The 22,429-nt window shown below is 73.8% G+C and carries 23 protein-coding genes and 2 pseudogenes; 12 read left to right on the plus strand and 13 right to left on the minus strand.

Going from position 1 to position 22,429, the window contains the following annotated elements; translation table 11 throughout:
- Positions 1-216 precede the first annotated feature (216 nt).
- A complete protein-coding gene (locus tag RF647_RS16130) occupies positions 217-1,080 on the plus strand; it encodes a VOC family protein (protein ID WP_368812618.1) in 864 nt (287 codons plus the stop codon).
- A 63-nt stretch (positions 1,081-1,143) separates the two neighbouring features.
- On the opposite strand, the gene RF647_RS16135 is transcribed toward RF647_RS16130, so the two are convergent.
- On the minus strand, positions 1,144-1,401 hold the full coding sequence (locus tag RF647_RS16135; RefSeq protein ID WP_368812619.1) for a DUF6480 family protein: 258 nt from the start codon (positions 1,399-1,401) through the stop codon (positions 1,144-1,146).
- 269 nt (positions 1,402-1,670) lie between these two features.
- On the opposite strand from RF647_RS16135, the pseudogene RF647_RS16140 reads away from it, so the two are divergent.
- From RF647_RS16140 to RF647_RS16155, 4 genes and pseudogenes are all read left to right on the plus strand, one after another.
- Positions 1,671-3,219 (plus strand): annotated as a pseudogene (locus tag RF647_RS16140) (ABC transporter substrate-binding protein); the annotation flags it as partial.
- A 99-nt stretch (positions 3,220-3,318) separates the two neighbouring features.
- Entirely contained in the window at positions 3,319-4,311 is a 993-nt protein-coding gene (locus tag RF647_RS16145) for an ABC transporter permease (RefSeq protein ID WP_368812620.1), read from the plus strand.
- Positions 4,308-5,278, plus strand: a pseudogene (locus tag RF647_RS16150) (ABC transporter permease). Before RF647_RS16145 ends, RF647_RS16150 begins: the two are co-directional and overlap by 4 nt.
- A gap of 13 nt (positions 5,279-5,291) precedes the next feature.
- Positions 5,292-7,055: a dipeptide ABC transporter ATP-binding protein gene (locus RF647_RS16155; protein WP_368812621.1), complete on the plus strand. Its 1,764-nt coding sequence runs from the start codon at positions 5,292-5,294 to the stop codon at positions 7,053-7,055.
- A 20-nt stretch (positions 7,056-7,075) separates the two neighbouring features.
- Here RF647_RS16155 and RF647_RS16160 read toward each other — a convergent pair whose 3' ends face one another.
- Complete coding sequence (locus RF647_RS16160; RefSeq protein ID WP_368812622.1) at positions 7,076-7,447, minus strand: CrcB family protein; 372 nt, start codon at positions 7,445-7,447, stop codon at positions 7,076-7,078.
- A complete protein-coding gene (locus tag RF647_RS16165; protein WP_368812623.1) occupies positions 7,444-7,854 on the minus strand; it encodes a CrcB family protein in 411 nt (136 codons plus the stop codon). Before RF647_RS16165 ends, RF647_RS16160 begins: the two co-directional genes overlap by 4 nt.
- Positions 7,855-7,934: 80 nt before the next feature.
- On the opposite strand from RF647_RS16165, the gene RF647_RS16170 reads away from it, so the two are divergent.
- Complete coding sequence (locus tag RF647_RS16170) at positions 7,935-9,017, plus strand: aromatic acid exporter family protein (RefSeq protein ID WP_368812624.1); 1,083 nt, start codon at positions 7,935-7,937, stop codon at positions 9,015-9,017.
- Positions 9,018-9,077: 60 nt separating this feature from the next.
- Here RF647_RS16170 and RF647_RS16175 read toward each other — a convergent pair whose 3' ends face one another.
- From RF647_RS16175 to RF647_RS16195, 5 genes are all read right to left on the minus strand, one after another.
- A complete protein-coding gene (locus RF647_RS16175) occupies positions 9,078-9,884 on the minus strand; it encodes a hypothetical protein (protein ID WP_368812625.1) in 807 nt (268 codons plus the stop codon).
- A gap of 308 nt (positions 9,885-10,192) precedes the next feature.
- Positions 10,193-11,602: a rhodanese-like domain-containing protein gene (locus RF647_RS16180; RefSeq protein WP_368812626.1), complete on the minus strand. Its 1,410-nt coding sequence runs from the start codon at positions 11,600-11,602 to the stop codon at positions 10,193-10,195.
- A gap of 112 nt (positions 11,603-11,714) precedes the next feature.
- A complete protein-coding gene (locus RF647_RS16185) occupies positions 11,715-12,872 on the minus strand; it encodes a glycosyltransferase family 4 protein (protein WP_368812627.1) in 1,158 nt (385 codons plus the stop codon).
- A gap of 8 nt (positions 12,873-12,880) precedes the next feature.
- Positions 12,881-14,119: an NAD-dependent epimerase/dehydratase family protein gene (locus tag RF647_RS16190; RefSeq protein ID WP_368812628.1), complete on the minus strand. Its 1,239-nt coding sequence runs from the start codon at positions 14,117-14,119 to the stop codon at positions 12,881-12,883.
- Positions 14,120-14,169: 50 nt separating this feature from the next.
- Positions 14,170-14,937, minus strand: a complete 768-nt coding sequence (locus RF647_RS16195; RefSeq protein ID WP_368812629.1) for a methyltransferase domain-containing protein — start codon at positions 14,935-14,937, stop codon at positions 14,170-14,172.
- Between the two features lie 129 nt (positions 14,938-15,066).
- Between RF647_RS16195 and RF647_RS16200 the strand changes: the two genes are divergently transcribed.
- From RF647_RS16200 to RF647_RS16225, 6 genes are all read left to right on the plus strand, one after another.
- Complete coding sequence (locus RF647_RS16200; RefSeq protein WP_368812630.1) at positions 15,067-15,453, plus strand: hypothetical protein; 387 nt, start codon at positions 15,067-15,069, stop codon at positions 15,451-15,453.
- A gap of 25 nt (positions 15,454-15,478) precedes the next feature.
- A complete protein-coding gene (locus RF647_RS16205; RefSeq protein WP_368812632.1) occupies positions 15,479-16,270 on the plus strand; it encodes a nitroreductase family protein in 792 nt (263 codons plus the stop codon).
- 81 nt (positions 16,271-16,351) lie between these two features.
- Complete coding sequence (locus RF647_RS16210; protein WP_368812633.1) at positions 16,352-16,708, plus strand: PadR family transcriptional regulator; 357 nt, start codon at positions 16,352-16,354, stop codon at positions 16,706-16,708.
- Between the two features lie 5 nt (positions 16,709-16,713).
- Entirely contained in the window at positions 16,714-17,382 is a 669-nt protein-coding gene (locus RF647_RS16215) for a permease prefix domain 1-containing protein (RefSeq protein WP_368812634.1), read from the plus strand.
- Complete coding sequence (locus RF647_RS16220; protein ID WP_368812635.1) at positions 17,300-17,731, plus strand: hypothetical protein; 432 nt, start codon at positions 17,300-17,302, stop codon at positions 17,729-17,731. Before RF647_RS16215 ends, RF647_RS16220 begins: the two co-directional genes overlap by 83 nt.
- 302 nt (positions 17,732-18,033) lie before the next feature.
- Positions 18,034-18,561: an Lrp/AsnC family transcriptional regulator gene (locus RF647_RS16225; protein WP_368812636.1), complete on the plus strand. Its 528-nt coding sequence runs from the start codon at positions 18,034-18,036 to the stop codon at positions 18,559-18,561.
- Here the strand turns inward: RF647_RS16225 and RF647_RS16230 are convergent.
- The 5 genes from RF647_RS16230 to RF647_RS16250 form a co-directional block, all read right to left on the minus strand.
- Entirely contained in the window at positions 18,536-18,859 is a 324-nt protein-coding gene (locus RF647_RS16230; protein WP_017834729.1) for a hypothetical protein, read from the minus strand. The genes RF647_RS16225 and RF647_RS16230 overlap by 26 nt on opposite strands.
- A 126-nt stretch (positions 18,860-18,985) precedes the next feature.
- A complete protein-coding gene (locus RF647_RS16235) occupies positions 18,986-19,522 on the minus strand; it encodes a hypothetical protein (protein WP_368812637.1) in 537 nt (178 codons plus the stop codon).
- 167 nt (positions 19,523-19,689) lie between these two features.
- Positions 19,690-20,394 (minus strand): response regulator, encoded by a 705-nt coding sequence (locus RF647_RS16240; protein ID WP_368812638.1) that lies wholly within the window; start codon positions 20,392-20,394, stop codon positions 19,690-19,692.
- A complete protein-coding gene (locus tag RF647_RS16245) occupies positions 20,391-21,590 on the minus strand; it encodes a sensor histidine kinase (RefSeq protein WP_368812639.1) in 1,200 nt (399 codons plus the stop codon). The genes RF647_RS16240 and RF647_RS16245 overlap by 4 nt, the downstream gene beginning before the upstream one ends.
- A gap of 43 nt (positions 21,591-21,633) precedes the next feature.
- Entirely contained in the window at positions 21,634-22,158 is a 525-nt protein-coding gene (locus tag RF647_RS16250; RefSeq protein ID WP_147284824.1) for a hypothetical protein, read from the minus strand.
- Positions 22,159-22,429: the final 271 nt, after the last annotated feature.

Genomic DNA, 22,429 nt, shown 5'->3' on the forward strand with positions numbered 1-22,429 from the left:
AGGAACGGATCGGGGGCGCCGTCAGGAAACGAGGAATGTTAATGCCCCGGAGCCCGGAGCCCGGGGCCGTGCGGACCGCCCCCGCTTCCCGGCGGGAGGTGTTCCCAATCGGGACGCGGGGGACGAGCATGGGGGGACGAAGGACCGCGCGGGTGCGGCCCGCGTCGCAGGCACCCGGGCGGAACCCGATCCGGCGCGCGACGAGAGGACTCAGGGATGACCGAGCGCATCGACCGATGGCCCACGGGGGCTCCGTGCTGGGCGGACATCATGGTCTCGGACCTGGACCGTTCCATGGACTTCTACGCGAGCGTGCTCGGGTGGCGGTTCACGCCCTCGGACCCGGAGTACGGCGGCTACTGCAACGCCCTGGTGGACGGACAGCCGGTGGCGGGGATGTCCCCCGCGCTGCCCGAGATGGAGGACGACCCGCACGCGTGGGCGGTCTACCTCTCGTCCGACGACATCGTGGCCACGGGCAGGGCCGCGGTGGCGGCCGGTGCCCGGCAGCTGTTCGAGCCGATGGCGGTGGGCAGCTTCGGCACCATGGGCGTGTGGATCGACCCCACGGGGGCGGCCTTCGGGGTGTGGCAGCCGCAGGAGCACACCGGGTTCAGCATCGTCGGCAGGCACGGGACCGTGGCCTGGTGCGACCTCCTGACCACCGACCAGGCGGCCGCCGAGCGGTTCTACGCCGAGGTCTTCGGCTACACGTACCAGGACATCGGGACGCGGCACGAGGCGTACGCGGTGTTCACGGTCCCGGGCATGGACCGTTCGGCCGGCGGCATCGGCGTGGCCGCCGAGGACGTCGACCACCTGCAGGAGGCGCCGCCGCTGTGGTGGGTCTGCTTCGAGGTCGACGACGCCGACATCGCCGCCGAGCGGGTCGTCGCCGCGGGGGGCGCGCTGGTCCAGGAGCCGGAGGAGTTCGGCTACGGGGAGCTGGTGTTCGCCGCCGGCCCGGACGGCGAGCGCTTCGCCATGATGGGCCCGTCCTCGGAGGACTGGACGGAGGAGGACGACGAGGACGCCGGCCAGGACGACGACGGCACCGACGGGGACGCCGGCCGGCCGTGAGCGCGCCCGCCGGCCGGCGGCGGGCCGGGGCGGGCGGCGGCCCGGTGCCTCAGGGCGTCGGGCTCAGAACATCCCCACGACGGCGCCGACGAACCACAGCACCACGAACAGCGCCACGAGGCCGATGATGACGGCCAGCGCGATCTTCCCCTTCGCGGAGTCACCGGGCCGGTCGACGTCGAGCTCGTGGTTGGTGGGGCCCACGCCCGAGCCGGCGTCGGGAGGGGTGTCGCCCTCGATGCTCAGGCCGGACTCCTCGTTCAAGGCGTCACCGGCCTTCTTCGGGTCGTTGCGTGCCTGCTCGGGATTGATCTCGGCCACGGGGTCCTGCTCTCTTCCGGTGGGACGTGCTGGGACGGGTGCTTCCAGCAGAATAGCAAGCTTGCTGGTGAAACGGTCGGGGCCGCCCGGGTGCTCCGGGAACGGGCGAACCGGTGTGCGCGATCGGGAACATGCCCGCCACGCGGGCATGGGATGGCTTGAGTGCAACTCGTGGTATCACTTGTACCGTGTAGTGGCCGTCACACGCCTGCCGGCAGTCCAAGGACCCGCGTCCCCGCTCCGCCACCCAGGCCGCCGGCGGCGGCGGCGACGTCGACGGCACGTTCGTCTTCGCGGCGTCGTCCGACCCCAAGACGCTCGATCCGGCGTTCGCGCAGGACGGGGAGTCCTTCCGCGTCTCCCGCCAGATCTTCGAGGGGCTCGTGGGCGTGCAGGAGGGCTCGGCGGACCCCGAGCCGCTGCTCGCCGAGTCGTGGGAGCAGTCCGAGGACGGCCGGACCTACACGTTCCAGCTCCGGGAGGGCGTCACCTTCCACGACGGCACGGCGTTCGACGCCGAGGCCGTCTGCGCGAACTTCGAGCGCTGGCACAACTTCGAGGGCCTCCTGCAGTCCGAGAACATGGCCTACTACTACGGCTCGCTGTTCAAGGGCTTCGCGGACGCCCCCGAGGACGCCATCTACTCCGGCTGCGAGGCCACGGGGGAGCGGGAGGCCGAGGTGACCCTGAACAAGCCGTTCGCCGGTTTCATCGCCGCCCTGTCCCTGCCGGCGTTCGCCATGCAGTCCCCCCACGGCCCTCGAGGAGTACGGCGCGGACACCGCCGGCGGCACGGAGGAGTCCCCGGAGCTCTCCGAGTACGCCCAGGGCCACCCGGTGGGCACCGGACCGTTCCGGTTCGACTCCTGGGACGTGGGCAACCAGGTGGTCCTGGCCGCCCACGACGACTACTGGGGCGAGCAGGGCCAGGTCACCGACGTGATCTTCCGGATCATCGACGACCCCCAGGCCCGCCGCCAGGCGCTCGAGTCCGGCAGCGTGGACGGCTACGACCTGGTGGCCCCGGCCGACACCCAGGCCCTGACGGAGGCCGGCTACAACGTGGTCACCCGCGACCCGTTCACGATCCTGTACCTCGGCTTCAACCAGGCGCAGGAGGAGCTCGCGGACGTCGACGTCCGCCGCGCCATCGCGCACGCCATCGACAAGGAGGTCCTGGTCTCCCAGACGCTGCCCGAGGGCACCACGTTGGCCACCCAGTTCATCCCCGAGTCCGTCAACGGCTACAACGAGGACGTCACCGAGTACGAGTACGACCCCGAGCGGGCCCGCGAACTGCTCGCGGAGGCCGGCTACGCCGACGGCCTGGAGCTGGACTTCAGCTACCCGACCGGCGTCTCCCGCCTCTACATGCCGAACCCCGAGCAGACGTTCACCACGCTCGCCGCGCAGCTGGAGGAGGTGGGCATCATCGTGAACCCGCAGCCGGACAAGTGGTCCCCGGACTACCTGGACCGCATCAACGGCACCCCGGACCACGACCTGCACCTGCTCGGCTGGACCGGCGACTACAACGACACCGACAACTTCGTGGGAGTGTTCTTCGGCCGGGAGAAGCCCGAGTTCGGCTTCGAGGACCCCGAGCTGTTCCGGGCGCTGGCCGAGGCCCGCGAGCTGACCAGCGTCGAGGAGCAGACGCCGGTCTACGAGGACATCAACGAGCAGATCATGCAGCTGCTGCCGGCGGTGCCCCTGGCCAACCCGGCGCCGTCGCTGGCCTTCGACCCCCGGGTGGAGTCCTACCCGGTGAGCCCGGTCAACGACGAGGTCTTCAACAGGATCGAGCTCAGCGAGTGAGCCCGGGTCCGGGGCGGCGCAGCGCGCGCCGCCCCGGACCGCCCCCGCCGCCCTCCCGGCGGTCCTCCCCTCTGCCCCTCTCCGTCCGGAAGGACCGGAATGCTCCGCGTCATCGGCAAGCGGCTCGCCCTGCTCGTCCCCACCCTCCTCGGCCTGTCGGTCCTGCTCTTCGCGTGGGTCCGCGCCCTGCCCGACGGGCCGGCCACCGCCCTGCTGGGGGACAAGGCCACCCCCGAGGCCGTGGCCCGCATCAACGAGGTCTACGGCTTCGACCGCCCCCTGCTCGAGCAGTACGTCGTCTACACGGGCCAGCTCCTCCGGGGGGACTTCGGCGCCTCCATCGTGACCGGCCGGCCCGTGGTCGAGGAGTTCCTCACCCGCTTCCCCGCCACCCTGGAGCTCGCGCTCGTGGCGCTCGTCTTCGCCGTGGGCATCGGGGTCCCGCTCGGCTACGTGGCCGCCCGCCACCGCGGCAGGCTCCTGGACCACTCCTCGGTGGTGCTGTCCCTGCTGGGCGTCACCGTCCCCGTGTTCTTCCTGGCGTTCATCCTCAAGTGGCTGCTCGCGATCCAGGTCCCGCTCTTCCCGGCCGACGGACGGCAGGACCCGCGCATCGACGCGACGCACCACACCAACTTCTTCGTCCTCGACGGCGTCCTCACGGGCGAGTGGGACGCGCTCCTGCACCTGGTCCTGCCGGGCGTGGCCCTGGGCACGATCCCGCTGGCGATCATCGTGCGCATCACCCGCGCCTCGGTGCTGGAGGTCCAGAGCGCGGACTACGTGCGCGCCGCCCGCGCCAAGGGCCTGACGCGCGGTCTGATCCGCGGCCGCTACATCCTGCGCAACGCCATGCTCCCCGTGGTCACCACCATCGGCCTGCAGACCGGCCTGCTGATCTCCGGGGCCGTGCTCACCGAGACCGTCTTCGCGTTCAACGGCATCGGCCGGTTCCTGCGGGACGCGATCTTCACCCTCGACTACCCCGTGCTGCAGGGCTTCATCATCTTCATCGCCCTGGCCTACTCCCTGATCAACCTGCTGATGGACATCTCCTACAGCCTCATCGACCCCCGGGTGCGTGTCCAGTGAGCGCCACACTTCCCCCCGCCCCCTCCGGCCCCTCGCACACCGAGAGCCCCGAGGCCGTCACGACCACCCCGGGCACCACCGCGGCGGTCGGCACGAGCTTGTGGAAGGACGCCTTCCGCCGGCTGCGCCGCAATCCCGCGGCCATCGCCGGGGCCGTGATCGTCGGCGTCTTCCTGCTCGTGGCCCTCCTGACCCCGTGGCTCGCCCCGTTCGGCGGCGAGGAGCTGCCCGGGCGCACCGAGATCACCCCCACCACCATCCCCGGCCCCGGCGAGGTCGAGGGCTATCCGCTGGGCCTGGACCGCTTCGGCGGGGACCTGCTGTCCAAGCTGATCTGGGGGGCCCGCGCCTCCCTGGTGATCGGCGTGGTCTCCACCGCCCTGGGCCTGGTCGGCGGGATGGTCCTCGGCCTGCTGGCCTGCTGGCCGGCGGCCTCGGCGGCTGGGTGGACAGCGTGATCATGCGCTTCGTGGACATCCTGCTCTCCGTGCCCAACCTGCTGCTGGCCGTGTCCATCGCCGCGATCATGGGGCAGAACCAGTGGGCCGTGATGATCGCGATCGGCGCCTCCCAGGTGCCCATCTTGGCCGGCCTGCTGCGCTCCTCGATGCTGTCCCAGAGGGGCGCCGACCACATCCTCGCCGCCCAGACCCTGGGCCTGTCCCGCCGCTTCATCACCATGAGCCACCTGCTGCCCAACAGCACCGGGCCGGTCATCGTCCAGGGCACCCTGACGCTGGCCACCGCGGTGATCGACGCGGCCGCCCAGTCCTTCCTGGGCCTGGGCGGCGGCGTGCCGCAGACGGCGGAGTGGGGCCGCATGCTCACCTACGCCCAGGCGGAGCTGTCGATCGCCCCGCAGCTGGCGTTCCTGCCCGGCCTGTGCATCGCCGTCACCGCCCTGGGCTTCACCCTGCTGGGGGAGTCCCTGCGCGAGTCCCTCGACCCCAAGTCACGAACCGCGTGAGGTGCACCGACCGATGAGACCGGAGAACCACGCCCCGGGGGCGGACGCCGCCCCGCTGCTCGAGGTCGAGAACCTCGCCGTGGCCTTCAGCACGATGAACGGACCGGTCCAGGCCGTCCGCGAGGCGTCCCTGACCCTGCGCGAGGGCCGGACCCTCGCCATCGTGGGGGAGTCCGGTTCGGGCAAGTCCACCACCGCCATGTCCGTGATCGGGCTGCTGCCCGGCAACGGCCGAGTGACCGGCGGCTCCGTCCGCTTCGCGGGCCAGGAGCTCGTGGGCCTGGACGAGGCGCGGATGCGGCGGATCCGCGGCCGGCAGATCGGTCTCGTCCCGCAGGACCCCATGTCCAACCTCAACCCCGTGACCACGGTCGGCCGCCAGGTGGACGAGACCCTGCTCGTGCACGGACTGGCCACCCGCCGGGGCGTGGACGAGAAGGTCGTGGCGGCGCTCGCGGCCGCGGGGCTGCCCGAGCCCGAGCGGCGCGCCCGGCAGTACCCGCACGAGTTCTCCGGGGGCATGCGCCAGCGCGCGCTCATCGCGATCGGGCTCTCCTGCCGGCCGCGGCTGCTCATCGCCGACGAGCCGACGTCGGCCCTCGACGTCACCGTGCAGCGCACCATCCTGGACCAGATCGAGCGGATGACCGAGGAGATCGGCACGTCCGTGCTGCTCATCACCCACGACCTGGGCCTGGCCGCCGAGCGCGCCCAGGACATCGTGGTGATGCGCCGCGGGCGGATCGTCGAGGCCGGCCCGTCCGCCCGGGTGCTCGAGAACCCGCAGGACGAGTACACCCGCCGCCTCGTGCAGGCGGCACCCTCGGTGGCCGCGGCCCGGGTGGGCCGGCAGGCCGTCCCGTCGCCGGGCCGGACGGGAGCGGGTGCGATGGCGGCGGCTCCGGCGGCGGCCGGTCCGTCGACCTCGGGCTCGACGGCGGGAGGCGCCACGGCCCCCGCCACCCCGGAGGTGGCCGGGGCCGCCGGCCGGGAGCCGCTGGTGGTGATCGAGAACCTCACCAAGGTCTTCAAGGGGCGGCTGGGCCAGGCGGACTTCACCGCGGTCCAGGACGTCTCCCTCACGGTGCCCCGCGGCAGGACCGTGGCGATCGTGGGCGAGTCCGGGTCGGGGAAGACGACGACGGCGCGGATGCTGCTGAAGCTCTACGAGCCCACCTCCGGGTCGATCCGCTTCGACGGCCAGGACGTGACGGAACTCCGGGGCAGGCAGCTGGCCGCGTTCCGGCAGCGGGTCCAGCCGATCTTCCAGGACCCGTACTCGTCCCTCAACCCGATGTTCACGATCGGGCGGATCGTCGAGGAGCCGCTGTCCACCTACGGCCGCGGCACCCGGGCGGAGCGCCAGGACCGGGTGAAGTGGCTGCTCGAGGAGGTCGCCCTGCCGCCCTCGACGGTCAACCGCTACCCCAACGAGCTTTCCGGCGGCCAGCGCCAGCGCGTCGCGATCGCCCGGGCGCTCGCCCTGCAGCCGGAGCTGATCGTGTGCGACGAGCCGGTGTCCGCGCTCGACGTGCTCGTGCAGAAGCAGATCCTGGACCTGCTGGGGCGGCTCCAGGACGATTTCGGGCTGTCCTACCTGTTCATCTCGCACGACCTCGCGGTGGTCCGGCTGATCTCGGACGAGGTGTGCGTGATGAAGGACGGCCGGCTGGTGGAGGCCGACGCGAGCGAGGAGATCTTCACCGACCCGCAGCACCCGTACACCCGGCAGCTGCTGGCCTCGATCCCCGGCAACGAGCTGCGCGTGGGGGCCTGAGACCGGCCGGGCGGCCGCGCTCAGCGCAGCGGTGCGGCCGCGGCCAGCCCCGCGAGCACCGCGAGCACGGTCAGCGCGCCGGTGCCCGCGGCGTTGAGCACCGCCCGGAGCGACCTGCCGTCCCGGGCCAGCCGCACGGTGTCGGCCATTGCGGTGGAGAAGGTGGTGTATCCGCCGCAGAAGCCGATCACGGCGACCGACGCCGCGGGCCCGCCCAGCACCCCGGCCAGTGCGGCCCCGGACAGGAGGCCGACCAGGAACGAGCCGCTCACGTTGACGACCACGGTGCCGGCGGGGAAAGACGTCCCCCACCGCTGCCGCACGGTCCCGTCCACCGCGAACCGGACCATCGCGCCCAGTCCGCCGAGGAGGCAGATCAGCAGGGCGGTCACGCGCGCCGCCCCCGGGCCGCGAGGACGGTGCCGGCGAGGCACGCCAGGAACCCGCAGACCAGCGAGACCCCCACGTAGGCCAGCGCCTGTCCCGCGGCCCCGCCGGTCAGCAGCCGCTCGGTCTCGAGGGCGAGCGAGGAGAACGTCGTGAAGCCGCCCAGCGCCCCGGTGCCCGCGCCGAGGCGCAGCAGCATCCCGCGGGGGGTCTCCTCGCCGCGCCGCAGGAGGGCCTCCAGGAGCAATCCCAGCAGGAACGCCCCGAGCACGTTCGCGGTCAGGGTGGCCAGGGGCCAGCCGGCCACCGTCGGCACCAGCTGGGCGAGGCCGTGGCGGGCGCCGGTGCCCATCGTCCCGCCGGCTCCCACGGCGAGGACCAGCAGCAGGCGCCGGTGCGGCGGTCGGCTCATGGGGGTGCTCCTCGGGGCGGGCTCCCCGGGGGGAGCGGTCGGCGGGCTCGATCCTACCGGCCGGTCCGTAGGATGTCCGGGTGCAGACGATACGCGGTGCCCGGATCCTCCTGGCCCTCAAGACCTCGCTCGCCGTGGCCCTGTCCTGGGTCGTGGCCCAGCGGATGCCCGGCGTGATCGACCAGTACCCCTACTACGCGCCGCTGGGCGCGATCTCCGCGATGTACCCGACCGTGCTGGGCTCGGTCCGTGCGGGGCTGCAGACCGTGGCCGGCATCGCCCTGGGCATCCTCCTGGCGGCCGGGGTCCTGCTGGTCGGCGAGCCCAACCTGGTGACGGTCGCCGTGGCGGTCGGCGTGGGCGTCCTCCTGGCGGGCATCCGCCGGCTCGGGGCGGGCGCGGAGTACGTCCCGGTCGGCGCCCTGTTCGTCCTCATCGTCGGGGGCCAGGACGCCGAGGGCTTCTCGGCGGGCTTCCTCGTGCAGATGTCGGTGGGCGTGGCGATCGGGCTCATCGTCAACGTGACGGTCTTCCCGCCGCTGGACTTCCGCACCGCCCGCCTGCAGCTCGACCGGCTGCAGAACGTCGTCGTCGACTACCTCGAGGACGTCGCCGGGGAGCTCGCGGAGCCCGGGACCACCGGGGGACGGGACTGGCGCCGGCGCAACCACTCCCTGGTGCGGATCACCGGCGAGGTGCGCGAGGCGGTCGACGAGTCGGCGCGCAGCGCCCGCGGCAACCCCCGGATGGTGCTCCGGCGGCGTCGGCGACCCGCCGCGGACCCGGGGGACCCGGGCTACGAATCCCTGCTGAAGCTCGAGAACGTCATCTTCCACCTCCGGGGCTTCACGGACGCGGTGCGCGAGCTCTACGACCACCAGGCGCACGACTGGCTGGTGCCCGCGTCCCTGACCGCCCGGCTCGGTGAGGCGGTGCAGTCCGCCGCCGACGCGGTGCGGGCGTGGGCCGCCGGTGAGGATCCGGAGGAGGCCGCCGAGCGGGTCCGCTCCCTGGTGGGCCGGCTCCACGCCGACCTCACCGACCCCTCCCGGGCGGAGGACCGGCTCGTCATGGCCGCGGCCCAGGACCTCGCCCGGCTCGTGGCGGTCCTGGACCCGCCGACCGCCCCGACGGCCGGCAGCAGCGCCGTGACCCGGGGCTAGGGGCCTCCTCCGTTCCGAGGCCGCCCCGGGGCCCGTGGGGCCACCGGGACGGCGGGCGGCTCAGGACCGGCTGCGCCGCCGCAGGCGCAGCGCCCCCGCCGCGCTCGCGGCGAGCAGGCCCGCGGCCAGGCCGGCGCCGGGACGCTGCTCCGGCTCCGCGACGGCCGTCTGCATGTTGAGGCCCGGGTTGACCTCCACCGGCGCGATATCGGCGGGCACCTCGACGGGTGCTGCCACGACAGGCGCCGCCACGACGGGTGCTGCCACGACAGGCGCCGGGACAGCCTCCGCCGGGGCCGGGATCACCGGCGCCGGCGCCACGGGGGCCGGGGCCGCGGGAGCCTCGCAGGCCAGGACAGCCTGCTCGAGGAGCACGAGGAACTGGTCGACCGCGCTCTCGTCGAGGGCCAGCTCGGCCAGCAGCGCCTCGAACGCCACGGCGGCCTCGGCGACGGCCTGCTTCGCGGCGGCGGGGTCGAGCGTGCCGAGCGCGGCGGTGAGCTGCTGGTCGAGCTCCACCAGGCGGGCCTCGGCCAGAGCGACGGCCTCCGCGTCGCCAGACTCCTGGGCCACCATCAGCGCGGCCGCGGCCGCCTCCAGCTCCTGCAGGCTCGGCCCGCCGACGCCCTCGACGAGCGCGGCGTACTGGGCCTCGGCGGCGGCCACGGCCTCGGCCGAGAGGTCGAGCGCCCCGAGCGACTCGGGGGTGAGCCCGGCCCCGGCCAGCGCCGCGTCCAGCTGTGCCGTGGCCTGCAGGCAGGCGGGGTCCCCCGGGGCCGCGACGGCCGCCGGGGCCCCGAGGAGGAGGCCTCCGGCCAGCATCGCGGCGGTGGCGCCCGTGGCCGCCCATGTCTTTCCAGCAGTCATGTCCTGTGTCTCCTGTGCTCGGTCGTCGCCCCGGGGTCGCCCCGCGGCCGGCAGCGCGCGGCAGGACCTCCCCCCGCGTCGCCGGTCCGCGCGGTGGCGGGGGCGACAGGAAATGTCGTGCTGCTGGTCGTGCGGCGTGCACCGCGGAGCTCGCGGAGATCCGGAGCGCGTCCGACGGACTGCTGTGCCGTCAAACTACTTGCCGGTAGTCCATGTTGACAATAGTGAACGGGCCGACCGCGTGCGGGCCCCGGCCGCTGGGCTCCGGCGGCGTCAGGGGCGGGGCCGCCGTCCGAGCGGAGCGGGGCTCAGCCGGCGGGGGTGGTCTCCAGGGCCTCCTGTCCGGCGGACCAGGCGGCGTAGGAGCCCTCGAGCTCCACCACGTCGTAGCCGGCGTGGCGCAGGGTCGAGGCCACGACCGAGCTGCGCAGCCCGCTCTGGCAGTAGGTCACGATCGTGCCCTGCTCCGGGAGCCGGTCCAGGTTCCACAGGACCCGGCCGCCGTGCAGCTGGGTGGAGCCGGGGATGTGGCCGGCGGTGTGCTCGCTCACGGCGCGCACGTCCAGCAGGAGGGCGTTGTCGAAGGTCTCGACCTCCTGGGGGGAAACCAGCCGCGGGGTGGCCTGCGGCAGACCCTCGATCCCGGTGACATAGCCGGCCACCGCGTCGATGCCCACGCGCACCAGGTGGTCCCAGAACTCCTGGGCGGCCTCCTGGTCGGGCGCCAGCAGCACCAGCGGCCGGTCGTCGGCCTCGGGGTTCACGGCCCAGGCGCCGAAGGTCGCGATCGACTTCCCCGCCGGGATGTTCAGCGCTCCGGACACGGTCCCGGTGTGCACCTCGTCCGCGGAGCGGGTGTCCACGAAGGTCACCTCGCCGGCCGCCAGCTGCTGCGCGACCTGCTGCGGGTCGAGCTCGGGCAGGGGCGCCCGCTCGCCCATGACGGCCGGGCCCCGGCGGTTTTGGTTCTTCATCCGGCCGAAGTAGAACGGGGCGTCCGGCTGGCCGTCGAGCAGCTCGGCGACGAAGCCGGCCTCGTCGTCGGCCGCCAGGTAGGGGCCCCACCAGGCGTAGAGGCGCTCGTAGCCCACCGTGGTGGAGGGGATCGCGCCCAGGGCCTTGCCGCAGGCCGAGCCCGCGCCGTGGCCGGGGAAGACCTGGACGTGGTCGGGGAGGGTCAGGAACTTCTCCTTGAGGCTGGCGAACATCTGCTTCGCGCCGAGGAAGCGGGTGTCCACGCCGCCGGCGGCCTCGTCCAGCAGGTCCGGGCGGCCCAGGTCGCCGGAGAACACGAAGTCGCCGGTGAGCAGGTAGCCCGGGGCGTCGGCGAAGGCGCCGTCGGTGACCAGGAAGGACAGGTGCTCGGGGGTGTGGCCCGGGGTGTGCACCGCGGCCACCACGATGTTGCCGATGCGGATCTCGTCGCCGTCGTGCAGGCGGGCGGCCTCGAACTCGTACTGCCAGTCCTCCCCGCCCTCGCCGGAGACGTGGATGTCCGCGCCGGTGGCCGCGGCCAGCTCGCGGGTGCCCGAGAGGTAGTCGGCATGGATGTGGGTCTCGGTGACCGCGGTGATCTCCATGCGGTTCTTCGCGGCCATGTCCCGGTAGACGTCGATGTCGCGGCGGGCGTCGACCACCAGCGCCTGGCCGGTGCGCTGGCACCCGATGAAGTAGCTGGCCTGGGCGAGGTCCTCGTCGTAGATGCGCTCGATCAGCATGAGATTTTCCTTCGTTCGATGGCTGGTGACGCGTGTCCGGAGGGGTTCCCGCGCCGTCCTGAGCACAACGATAATACCCCAGGGGGTATAGCACAAGTACCCCCTGGGGTATCTAGCCGCAGGGGTGCCGGGACGGCGGCCGGCGGCTCCGGTGCCGGCGGACCGCCTCGTCGTAGGAGGCCACGAGGAACTCCGTCGCGGCCCGCCAGCCGAGGCCCTCGGCCTCCGCCCGGCCGGCCGCGCCCATCCGTGCGCGCAGGGCCGCGTCGTCGAGCAGCCGGGCCAGGCCCGCGGTGAGCGCGTCCGCGTCGCCGGGCGGCACGAGCAGCCCCGTCCGCCCGTCGGCCACCGCGAACGGGATGCCGCCGGCCCGGGCGCCGACCACCGGCACCCCGCTCGCCAGGGACTCCAGGGCCACGAGACCCAGCGTCTCGGTGGTGGACGGGAACGCGAGCACGTCCGCCGAGGCGTAGGCGGCCGCCAGCTCCTCCCCGGCGAGCCGGCCCGGGAAGACCGTGGGGGTGCCCGCGAAGCGCCGTTCGAGCTCGGGCCGGTGCGGGCCGTCGCCCACCACGGCGAGCCGGGTGCTCGGCAGCCGCCGGATCGGCTCGAGCAGCGCCGCCACGTTCTTCTCCCTCGACAGCCGCCCCACGGAGAGCACCAGCCGCTCCCCGGGGTGTCCGCCGGTGAGCCGCGACCGCATCGCGGCGGAGGCCCTGGCGGGGTGGAACAGGACGGTGTCCACGCCCTTGGGCCACAGCGACACGCGGCGCACGCCCAGGGCCGCGGCCCGGTCCACCATGGGCCCCGACGTGCACAGGTTGACCTCGGCGAGGTTGTGGGTCGTGCGGATCCACCGCTCCACGGGCCGGCGCAGGGCGCCTAGCCCGTGCCCGAACACGCTCATGTACTGCGGCACGTCGGTGTGGAAGGACGCCAGCAGCGGCAGGTCCCGCGCCCGCGCGGAGAGCGCGCCCCACGCACCGAACCACACCGGGTTCACGGCGTGCACCACGTCGGGGCGGAACGCCGACACGGCCCGCTCCGTGCGCGGGGACGGCAGGCCTCCCCGGACGTCCCGGTACCAGGGGAACGTCACGGACGGAGCCCTGACCACCCGGTGCGGACCCCAGCGCCCGGGTGGATCCCCCGGCGTGAGCACGAGCACCTCGTGGCCGAGGTCCCCGAGCTCGTCGAGGGTGCGCGTCAGGCGCGTCACCACCCCGTCGACGTTCGGGGCGAAGACGTCCGTCCAGAGCGCGATCCGCATCCGCCGGCTCAGGCGCCCGCGGACATGGGCGCGGGCGTAGCCGGGACCGCGGAGCGGGCCGGCCGCGCCGGGATCCCCGGGCGCCGACGGGAGTTCCACACGGACGTCGCCGGGATGCGGGAGCGGTCCACGCGGTGGGCCCAGCGCACGGCGGTCCGCTCGACCTCGAGCAGCAGCCCCTCCGAGAGGGTGGTGGGCCGCAGGCCGAGGTCCAGGAACGCGTCGTTGTCCACGTGCAGGTCGTTCTCCGCGGACTCCTGGCGGGGGTTGGGGACCATCTCCACCTCGGCGCCGGTGAGTCCGGCCACGAGCTCCGCGAGGTCGCGGACCCGGTGGGTCTCCGTCATCTGGTTGAAGATCTTCACGCGGTCGCCGGCCGCCGGGGGGTGGAGCAGGGCCAGCTCCACGCACCGGACCATGTCCTGGAGGTGGATGAACGCCCGGGTCTGCCCGCCGGTGCCGTGCACGGTCAGCGGGTGGCCGACCGCCGCCTGGACGAGGAAGCGGTTGAGCACCGTGCCGTAGTCGCCGTCGTAGTCGAAGCGGGTGACGAGCCGCTCGTCGAGCGCCGTCTCCGCGGTGCCGGTGCCCCAGACGATGCCCTGGTGCAGGTCGGTGATCCGCAGGCGGTCGTTCCTGGCGTAGAACGCGAACATGGTCTGGTCCAGGACCTTGGTCATGTGGTACAGCGAACCGGGGTGGGAGGGGTAGAGGATCTGCTGGGGGACGGGGCCGTGCGGTCCGGGGACCTCCACGTCCAGGTAGCCCTCCGGGATGCGCATCCCGGCGGTGCCGTACCCGTAGACCCCCATGGTGCCCAGGTGCACCACGTGGACGTCCAGCCCGGACTCCACGACCGCGCACAGCACGTTGTGCGTGGCGCCGACGTTGTTGTCCACGGTGTAGCGCTTCGTGCGGGGGGTGCGCATGGAGTACGGCGCCGCCCGCTGCTCCGCGAAGTGCACCACGGCGTCCGGGCGCTCGATGACCAGGAGGTCGAGGAACGCCTCGTAGTCGGCGGCGAGGTCGATCTCGGCCGCGCCGATCCGTCGGCCCGTCAGCTCCTGCCAGGCCGCGCGGCGCTCGTCGAGGCCGCGGATGGGCGTCAGCGACTCCGTCCCGAGCCGGACGTCGATGGCGCGGCGGGAGAAGTTGTCGACCACCACCACGTCGTGGCCGCGCGCGGACAGGTGCAGGGCCGCGGGCCAGCCGCAGAAGCCGTCGCCGCCGAGAATCGCGATCTTCACTGGTGCTCCGTTCCCGGGCCGCTGCCGGGCCCGTCGTGTCGGTGTCGCGCTCAGCGTGGAGGACGCGCGTGAACCGGGAGTGAACGGTCCTGGACCAGCTGCTGGTGCCCGAACGAACCGGGGAGCACCTCCCAGCCCGGACCGGTCAGCTCGCGCAGCTCGTGGGGCAGATAGGAGCGGCGCAGGGACCGCAGCCCGTCGGTGCGCAGGAAGGAGCCCGGGGCCAGGGGCAGCACGCCCACCGAGTACAGCCGGTAGGCCGCCGGGCTGCGCACGAGGTCGTTGTGCAGCACGAGCCGGCCGGCCAGGTGCTCCGAGTCCGCCGCGAGGTCCCGCACCGGCCCCGGGTCCAGGTGGTGGAGCAGGTGGTTGGAGACCACCACGTCGAACGTCTCGCCGGCCGCGACCAGCTCCCGGCTGGTGACCCGCCGGAAGACCGGGGGCACTGCCCGCGGGTGCCGGGCCGACCAGCGGCGGGTCCGCGCCGAGGCCCACTCGTGGGCGCGGGCGTCCGGGTCGATGCCGGTGACCCGCAGGTCGATCCCGTCCCGCTGCGCCCACCGGGCCAGGGCGCGTGCCACGTCCCCGCCGCCGGCGCCGACGTCCAGGAGGGTCAGCGGCCGGCCGGGCACGGCCAGGGGCCGGATCCGGCCCCTGTAGGTGGCGGCCCACCCGGCGACCAGGGAGTTGACCACGTCGAAGCGCGCGTAGGTGCGCCGCAGCGCGGCGAGGTCGCAGCAGGGGTCGTCCATGAGCTCGCGCAGCTCGGCGTCCCGCCGGGAGAGGTCGGGCCGGGCGCGCGGCTGGACGGAGGGCATCTGCCCATTCTCCGCGGGCCGACACGATCCGCCAAGGAGCACGGCGGGCCGGGGGCGGCGCGCGGTGCCGTCACTAGACTGGGGCTCCCGGCCGGTGCCGGGCAGGACCGGAGGGCAGGAGGGGACCGCGTGGGACACACCGTGCGCGCCGTGGGCTCGCGACCCGGCCCGTGGATCGGCCTCGCGAGCGCGTGCTGGGCCGCCAACGCCGCCCTGGGGGCGTCCGTCGGCGCCGGGATCGTGCGCACGGGCCGGTTCCGCTGGATCCACCACGCCCTCTACGTCACCACCACCACGACGACGGCGCTGGCCGCGGTCCTCGCCGCCGGCTCCTCCTCCGCCTCCGGGCGCGCGGCGGGCCGGGCCCTGGCGCCGGCGCTGCTGCCCCTGGCCGCCCTGCCGCACCTCGGCACGCCCGCCCAGGGGCACCCGCGCCGCCACGCGCTCGCGGCGCTGTCCGCGGCTCCGTTCTACGCCACCGCCCTGTTCCGAGCCCGCGCCGCCCGCGCGGGCTGAGCCGCCCGACCTGACCGGAGAGCACATGGAGTTCCTCGACGTCGTCTTCAACCGCCGCACCACCAACGGCCCGTTCCTGCCGGACCGGGTGTCCCCGGAGCACCAGCGGCTGCTGCTGCGCACGGCCGCGGCCGCGCCCTCCCAGTTCAACAGCCAGCCGTGGCGCTTCGTGCTGATCGAGGACCGGGGGACCATCGACCGGATCGCCCGGATCAGCGCCGACTCGATGACGCAGGTGATGGCCGAGGGGAGCTTCTTCGACCGGTACAAGCGCTACTTCCGCTTCAGCAGGCAGGAGATGGAGGAGCAGCGCTTCGGGATGCTCTTCGACAAGCTGCCCGCGGTGCTGCGCCCCTTCACCAAAAAGGCGTTCACCCCGGGCGGGCAGGCGATGATGAACCGGCTGCGGGTGCCCCAGACCCTCGGCGCGGAGAACCACAAGCTCGTGGCAGGGTCCCCGCTGCTGCTCGGCGTGATGCTCGACCGCCGCGAGTACCGGCCTGGGGAGCTCTCCGGGTTCTACTCGCTGTTCTCGATGGGCGCGGCCATGGAGAACCTCTGGCTGACCACCGTGGAGCTCGGCATGGGCATCCAGTTCATCTCCTTCCCCATGGAGGCCCCCGCCCGGTGGGCCGAGGTCGTGGACCTCCTGGACGTGCCCGAGGACCTCGAGCTCATGGCCGTCTACCGCCTGGGCTACGTCCCCGAGGAGCATCGCCGCCCGGCCATCGACTGGTCCAGCCGGGAGCGGCGCCGGATCTCCCAGTACGTCTTCCGGGAGTCCTGTGCCACGCCGCAGGAGGGCTGGGACGAATGAGCGCCGCCCGCCGGCGACGAGAGCCGGGGCGTCGGGTGGGCGACTCTTCCATTAGTGTGTGCCACACACTGTCGTGTGAGTATGGCAGCTGAACCGAGCGACCCGATCGTGGCCTCCCACTTCCAGGAGCGGCGCCGCGGCACGGTGGTCCTGGCCTGCCTGCTCGTCCTGGACGAGCCCCGCTACGGCTACGCCCTGCTCCGGACCCTCGGGGACGCGGGGCTCGACGTCGAGGCCAACACGCTCCACCCGCTGCTGCGCCGTCTCGAGGCGCAGGGCCTGCTCGAGAGCGACTGGAACACCGACGAGTCCCGGCCCCGCAAGTTCTACCGGATCACCGGTCCCGGGGTCCGCGTCCGGGACGCCCTCGAGGCCGAGCGGCTCCGGCTGCACGCCGCCCTGTCCACCCTCGCCCGCCCCACTCGTCCCGAGGACTGATCGCCATGTCCGCCAGCACCCTCACCCCGCGCACCGAGAGCTATCTCCACGAGGTCGCCCGGCGCCTGCCGCCCAGAGCCCGCGAGGACGTGTCCCGGGCGCTGCGGGGCACCGTCGCCGACATGGTCGACGACGGCGTGGCGCACGGCCTCCCGCCGGCCGAGGCGGAGCGCCGCGCCCTCGAGGAGCTCGGCGACCCCGCCCTGCTGGCCGAGGACTACGGCGCCGGCCCGCGGCACCTGATCGGGCCCGAGCACTACCACGACGCCCTCGAGCTGCTGAAGGTGCTGGTGCCCGTCCTGGCCGGCCTCTTCGGCGGGCTCACCCTGATCGGCCGGCTCTTCGGGGAGGCGGGGCGCGAGGACCTGGTCACCTACCTCGTGCTCTCGCTCGCCCCCGCGGTCGGTGCCGCGATCCAGGGGGCGCTCATGGGGGCGGGCATCGCCGTCGTCGTCTTCGCCTGGTGGAGCGCACGGAGGTCGCGGAGGCGGTGGAGCGCGGCGCCCGGGGGGAGACCGGGGCGGCGGCGGAGGCGCCCCGCGCTGGACGGTCGAGCAGCTGCCGCCGCCGCGCCCGGAGCGGGACTCGACCGTGGGGGAGCTGGTCTGGGCCACCATCGCCCTGGGCCTGGCCTTCGCCGCGCCGTTCCTGCTCTCGCGGCCGCTGCTCCGTGAGGGCCCGCTCGCCGGCGAGCCCCTGCTCGACCCCGCCGTGTGGACGCCCTGGGTGCCGCTCTACCTGGGGATCGTGCTGCTGGCCTGGGGGTGGGAGCTGCTGCGCTTCTTCCGCCGCCGCTGGTCCTGGGCGCTGTTCGGGGTCAGTGCCGTCCTGGACCTCGCCATGGCCGCGCTGCTCATCACCGTGCTGCGCACCGAGTCCGTGGTGAACCCGGTCTTCCGCGAGCGCGGCTGGGTGGGCGAGGAGTTCGCGCAGATCGGGGTCGCGCTCGTGGTGGTCATCACCGTCTGGGACCTCGTGGCCAGCTTCCTCGCCTGCCGCCGGTCGACGGGCCGGCGGCGCTGACCGGCGGCGGCGCCCGCCGCTGCTGTCCGGCGCTCCTGTCCAGGCAAGCACTCGGCCCGCGGGAGCTCCGAGGAGCTCCCGCGGGCCGGAAGGGGGCCTCTGCCGCCGCGGGGTGCCGAGCAGCGCGGGACGCGGGACGCTTCGTGGGCGACCGGCGTCGGCCGGGATGCGCCGAACCGGGTCAGGTCGCGCATCGTGTGACCATCATTCGACACCCTGGTCGGCACTGTGCGCAAACGTCTACTCTGGAACCGGTCAGATCGATCAGATCGAGACGGGGAAGTGGGGCTGCGGTGATCAGCATGACGAACAGCGGGGCGGCAGCGGGTCCGCTGGACGCGACGGACCGGAGGATCCTGGCGGCGCTGGACGAGGACCCGCGGATGACGGTGCTCGCCCTGGCCCAGCGCACCGGCCTGGCGCGCGGGACGATCCACGCCCGGCTCGAGCGCTACCGCGCGAGCCCCGCGCTGCGCCCGCACAGCACCCGGGTGACGCCCGCGGCGCTCGGCTACGGCCTGGCCGCGAGCGTGGCCGTGGAGCTCGACCAGCACCAGCTCGACGAGGCGATCGCCGGACTGCAGGCGATCCCGCAGGTCATCGAGGTCTTCGCCCCCGCGGGGCAGACGGACCTGCTGTGCCGGGTGGTGGCGAAGGACCCCGAGGACCTCTACCGGGTCTCCGAGGAGATCCGGCTGTGCCCCGGCATCCTGCGGACCTCCACGAGCATGTTCCTGCGCACGGTCATCCCGTACCGGGTGGCGCCGCTGCTCGCGGGGGACGAGGTCCCGGGGAGGGGCGGGGTCAGTTCCGAGCGGCCGCGCCCATGACCTCGGCCCGCAGCCGGTCCAGGTCCACGGCGTCCCCCTCGTGCAGGCCGTGGGTGCGGACCCACGCGCGGGCGCTGAGCATGATGTCGTCGTAGTGCTGGTGCGTCTCGCAGTGGGCGGCGCCGATCCGAGCCTGGGCGCGGTGCTCCCGGTCGTCCTCCGTGAAGGAGATGACGGCCACCGGGCTGAGGGCGAGTCCCACCACGCCGCGGACGGCCGTGATGGTGCGCCCGTGGAACGTGTCGCCGGGAGCGAGGTCCCAGGCCCTGGCGGCGGGGTGCTGATGGGTGAGATCCATGATCGGCTCTTGTGGTGTCGGGGGGCCGTGCCCCGCGCGCAGTGCCGGGGGACGGCCTCGGGGGCGTCGGGAGGAGGAGCGGTCCGGGGGTCGTCCGGTGTCCGGCCGGCCCCCGGTGCCGTCCGGTCAGTGGCCGAGACCGGTCCAGTGGCTGGTCTCCTGGTACCAGGGGGACCAGTGCTTGCCGTCGTAGTAGCGGTACTTGACCACGTGGTAGACCTTCTTGGCGTCGTGGTGGTCCAGGTGCTTCCAGTGCCCGCCGCCCCAGGAGCCGCCCCAGTAGTAGTCGTGGTGGCTGCCGGTGTAGTGGTGGTGGTCGTGCTTGTCCACCGCGTAGTAGTACTGCTTGACCTCCACCTTGTAGCCCTTGTGGCACTTCACGTGGAACGGGTACTTGACGTACTTCTTCCCGTGGTGCCACGTCCAGGACGGCTTGTGGGCGTCGACCGAGCAGTGCTTCTGGTGGGGCTTGTGCGACGCCGTCTCGAGCACCGAGGACTGCGTCGAGGCGGCCTCGGCCGGGGCGGCCTGGGCCGGGGCGCCCAGCAGCGGCAGTGCGCCTGCGGCCAGGGTCAGGGAGGCCAGGGACAGCACCGCCTTGCGGGCGTGGAGGCGGGCGCCGGCCGGCTGCGGGGCTGCGGTCGTGCTGGTTTCGACGGACATTTCGGGTCTCCTGCGGGAAAGAGATTTCGTGGGTGCCGGTGGTTCCTGCCCGGGGTCCGGAGGGGAACTTCTCAAACCGACAGGACCAGGGTCGCAGTGGGGGGCACCGTCCGGCGTCCACCCGGGAGGTGAACTCCGGCGTACAACCGGGGTGGTACGCGCAGGGATCAGAAGCGGTCGGTGGGCTTGACGAGCCCGCTCTTGAACGCCGCCGTGACCGCCTGGGCGCGCTCGCTGACGCCCAGTTTCAGGAAGATCCGGTGGACGTGGGTCTTCACGGTCGCCTCGCTGAGGAACAGGCGCCGGGCGATCTCCGAGTTCGTCAGGCCGTGGGCGACGGCGACCAGGACCTCGCGCTCCCGCCGGGTCAGCTGCTGCAGCCGCTCCGGCGAAGGGGCGGAGGGGTCGGGCCCGCGGCCGAACTCGGTCAGGAGCCTGCGGGTCACGTCCGGGTCCAGCCAGCCCCCGCCGCGGGCCAGCGAGCGGACGGCGTCCGCCAGGACCTTCGGCGCGGAGCTCTTGAGGATGAAGCCGGAGGCGCCCGCCCGCAGGGCGGCGTGGACGGCGGCGTCCTCGTCGAAGGTCGTCAGCACCAGCACGGCGGGGACGTTCGGCACCCGGTCCAGGAACGTGTCGGAGGTGAGCACCCGGGTGGCGGCCACCCCGTCCGTGACGGGCATGCGCACGTCCATGACCACCACGTCCGGCTGCAGCCGAGCGGTCTCCTCGACGGCCTCCGCGCCGTCGGCGGCCTCCCCGACGACGATCAGGTCCGGCTCGGCCGTGAGGAGCATGGCCAGCCCGGAGCGCACCATCGCCTCGTCGTCCACCAGGAGCACCCGCACGGGTGCGGGTTCCGCGCCCCGTGTCATCCGGTGCCCTCCCCGCGGCCGGTGCCCGCCGTGGTCGCCGCGGCGTCCTGCGCCGCGGCGTCACCCGGGCCGGGCGGCCGGACGGGCAGCAGCGCGGACACCAGGTACCCCCCGTGCGGATCGGGCCCGGCCGTCGCCTCGCCGCCCACCGCCCGGGCGCGCTCCGCCATCCCCCGCACCCCGTGCCCGGTCGACAGCCGCGCGGAGAGCCGGCCACGGGCCCCGGCGCCGTCCGTGCGGACGGAGAGCTCGACGTCCCGGGGGCCCCAGTCGAGGGCGACCCGGACCGGGCGGTCCGGGGCGGCGTGCTTGACCGCGTTGGTCAGCGCCTCCTGCACGATCCGGTACGCGGCCTCGTCCACCGCCGGCTCCAGGGCACCGGGCTCGCCCGCCACGCAGAGCTCCACCTCACGGCCCGCCGTGCGCAGGTGGTCGAGCAGGCCGTCCAGGCGTCGCAGGCCCACCGGCTCCGGCGCGGTCTGCGCCGCCGCGGACGGCGCCGGGGAGAGCAGGCCGAGCATGCGGCGCAGCTCCGTGACGGCCTGCTCCCCGAGCTCGTCGACCTGCCGCAGCGCCGCCCGCGCCCGCTCCGGGTCCCGGTCCATCACGCGCTCGGCCCCTCCGGCCTGCAGCACCATGAGGCTCACCGCGTGGGCCACGACGTCGTGCAGCTCGCGGGCGATGCGCTGGCGCTCCTCGGCCTCGGCCCGGGCGGCGGCCAGCCGGGCCACGAGCGCCCGCTGGGCCACGCTCCAGCGGACCCACCGGCCCACGCCGAAGACGACCACGTGGGCCACGGTGAGGAACAGCGCGGCGACGACGAACGTGGCGACCCGCATCGACGGGTCGGGCGTGTCCCGGACGGTGGCCTGCACGCTCGTGGCGACCGGCAGGAACGCGAGCGCCAGTCCGAGGAGGGCGTTCCGGTCCGAGCAGTGCGCGGCCGCCGCGAAGAGGGCCAGCCAGACGCAGAAGACGGGGTGGAACGCGAAGCCGAGCAGGGGCACTGCCGCGGCGCCCAGCGACACCAGGGCCAGCACCGTCAGGGGCCGGCGCCGGCGCCAGAACAGGGGCAGGTACAGTAGTGCCGCCGTGAGGACGACCACCCAGGTGGCGGTCGCGTCCGGATCCGCCGTGCGGTCCCACGTGATCTGGAGCTCGATGCCCCACAGCACCGGTACCGCGACGAGGTCCACGGCCAGGCGCGAAGGGTGCCTCCGGGATCTCATCGGGTCCCGCTCAGCTGCACACGGACCTGCCGAAGACGGTGCAGATCCACATCCGCTCGACGGGAGGAGCGGGCAGCCGGCAGTCCTCGACGATCGAGTGGCGCCGGATCTCCTCCCACGCCACCACGGGTCGCAGGGCCTCCTCGGTGCTGTCCGGGGCCTCCTCGGCCGGGGCCGGCCCCAGTACCGTGTCCACGGCCGAGCACAGTTCGGCGCCCGTGGCGAGCCGGCGCTCGGAACCCGCGCCGTCCGGGGGCCCCTGGGCCGGGCACCCGGACGGGTGGTCGAGCCGGATGCCCGTCATCTCGGACGCGGGGTCGTGCAGGACGCCGTGCAGCTGGATCCGGGCGATCCTGATCCGCTCGACCTCGTCCGTCCGGCCCGACGCGACCCGGGCGATCAGCACCTCGGGGTCGACGTCCCGTCCCAGCCAGTCCGGCGGCCCGTGCACCAGCACGTAGTCGCTGTCCACCAGGCGTCCCCACGCCAGGTGTCCCTCGACGGCATCAGCTGCCCGCGCGTCCTGGACGGACACCAGTGTCCGGAATTCTGTCTCGAGATTCGCCATGTCGAGCCCCCCGCAGGTCGTGCGGCAATTCTCCCCGTCCGCCCACGTCAAGTCCATAGTCCTCCGTGGGGTGCCCCGGGCCGGTGCGGTCCGGGCCGCCGACCCCTGGTCACACCGCGCGCCCAGCGGTATCGTAAGCACACTGGCGAATCGGCGACGCTTCGCCGCCCGTGATCGTCGAGACGGATCGAAGGAGATGCCATGAGCACCAAGGTCGAGAAGAATGTCGTGGTCGATG

Source organism: Kocuria sp. CPCC 205263, assembly GCF_040981075.1.
GTDB lineage: Bacteria > Actinomycetota > Actinomycetes > Actinomycetales > Micrococcaceae > Kocuria > Kocuria rosea.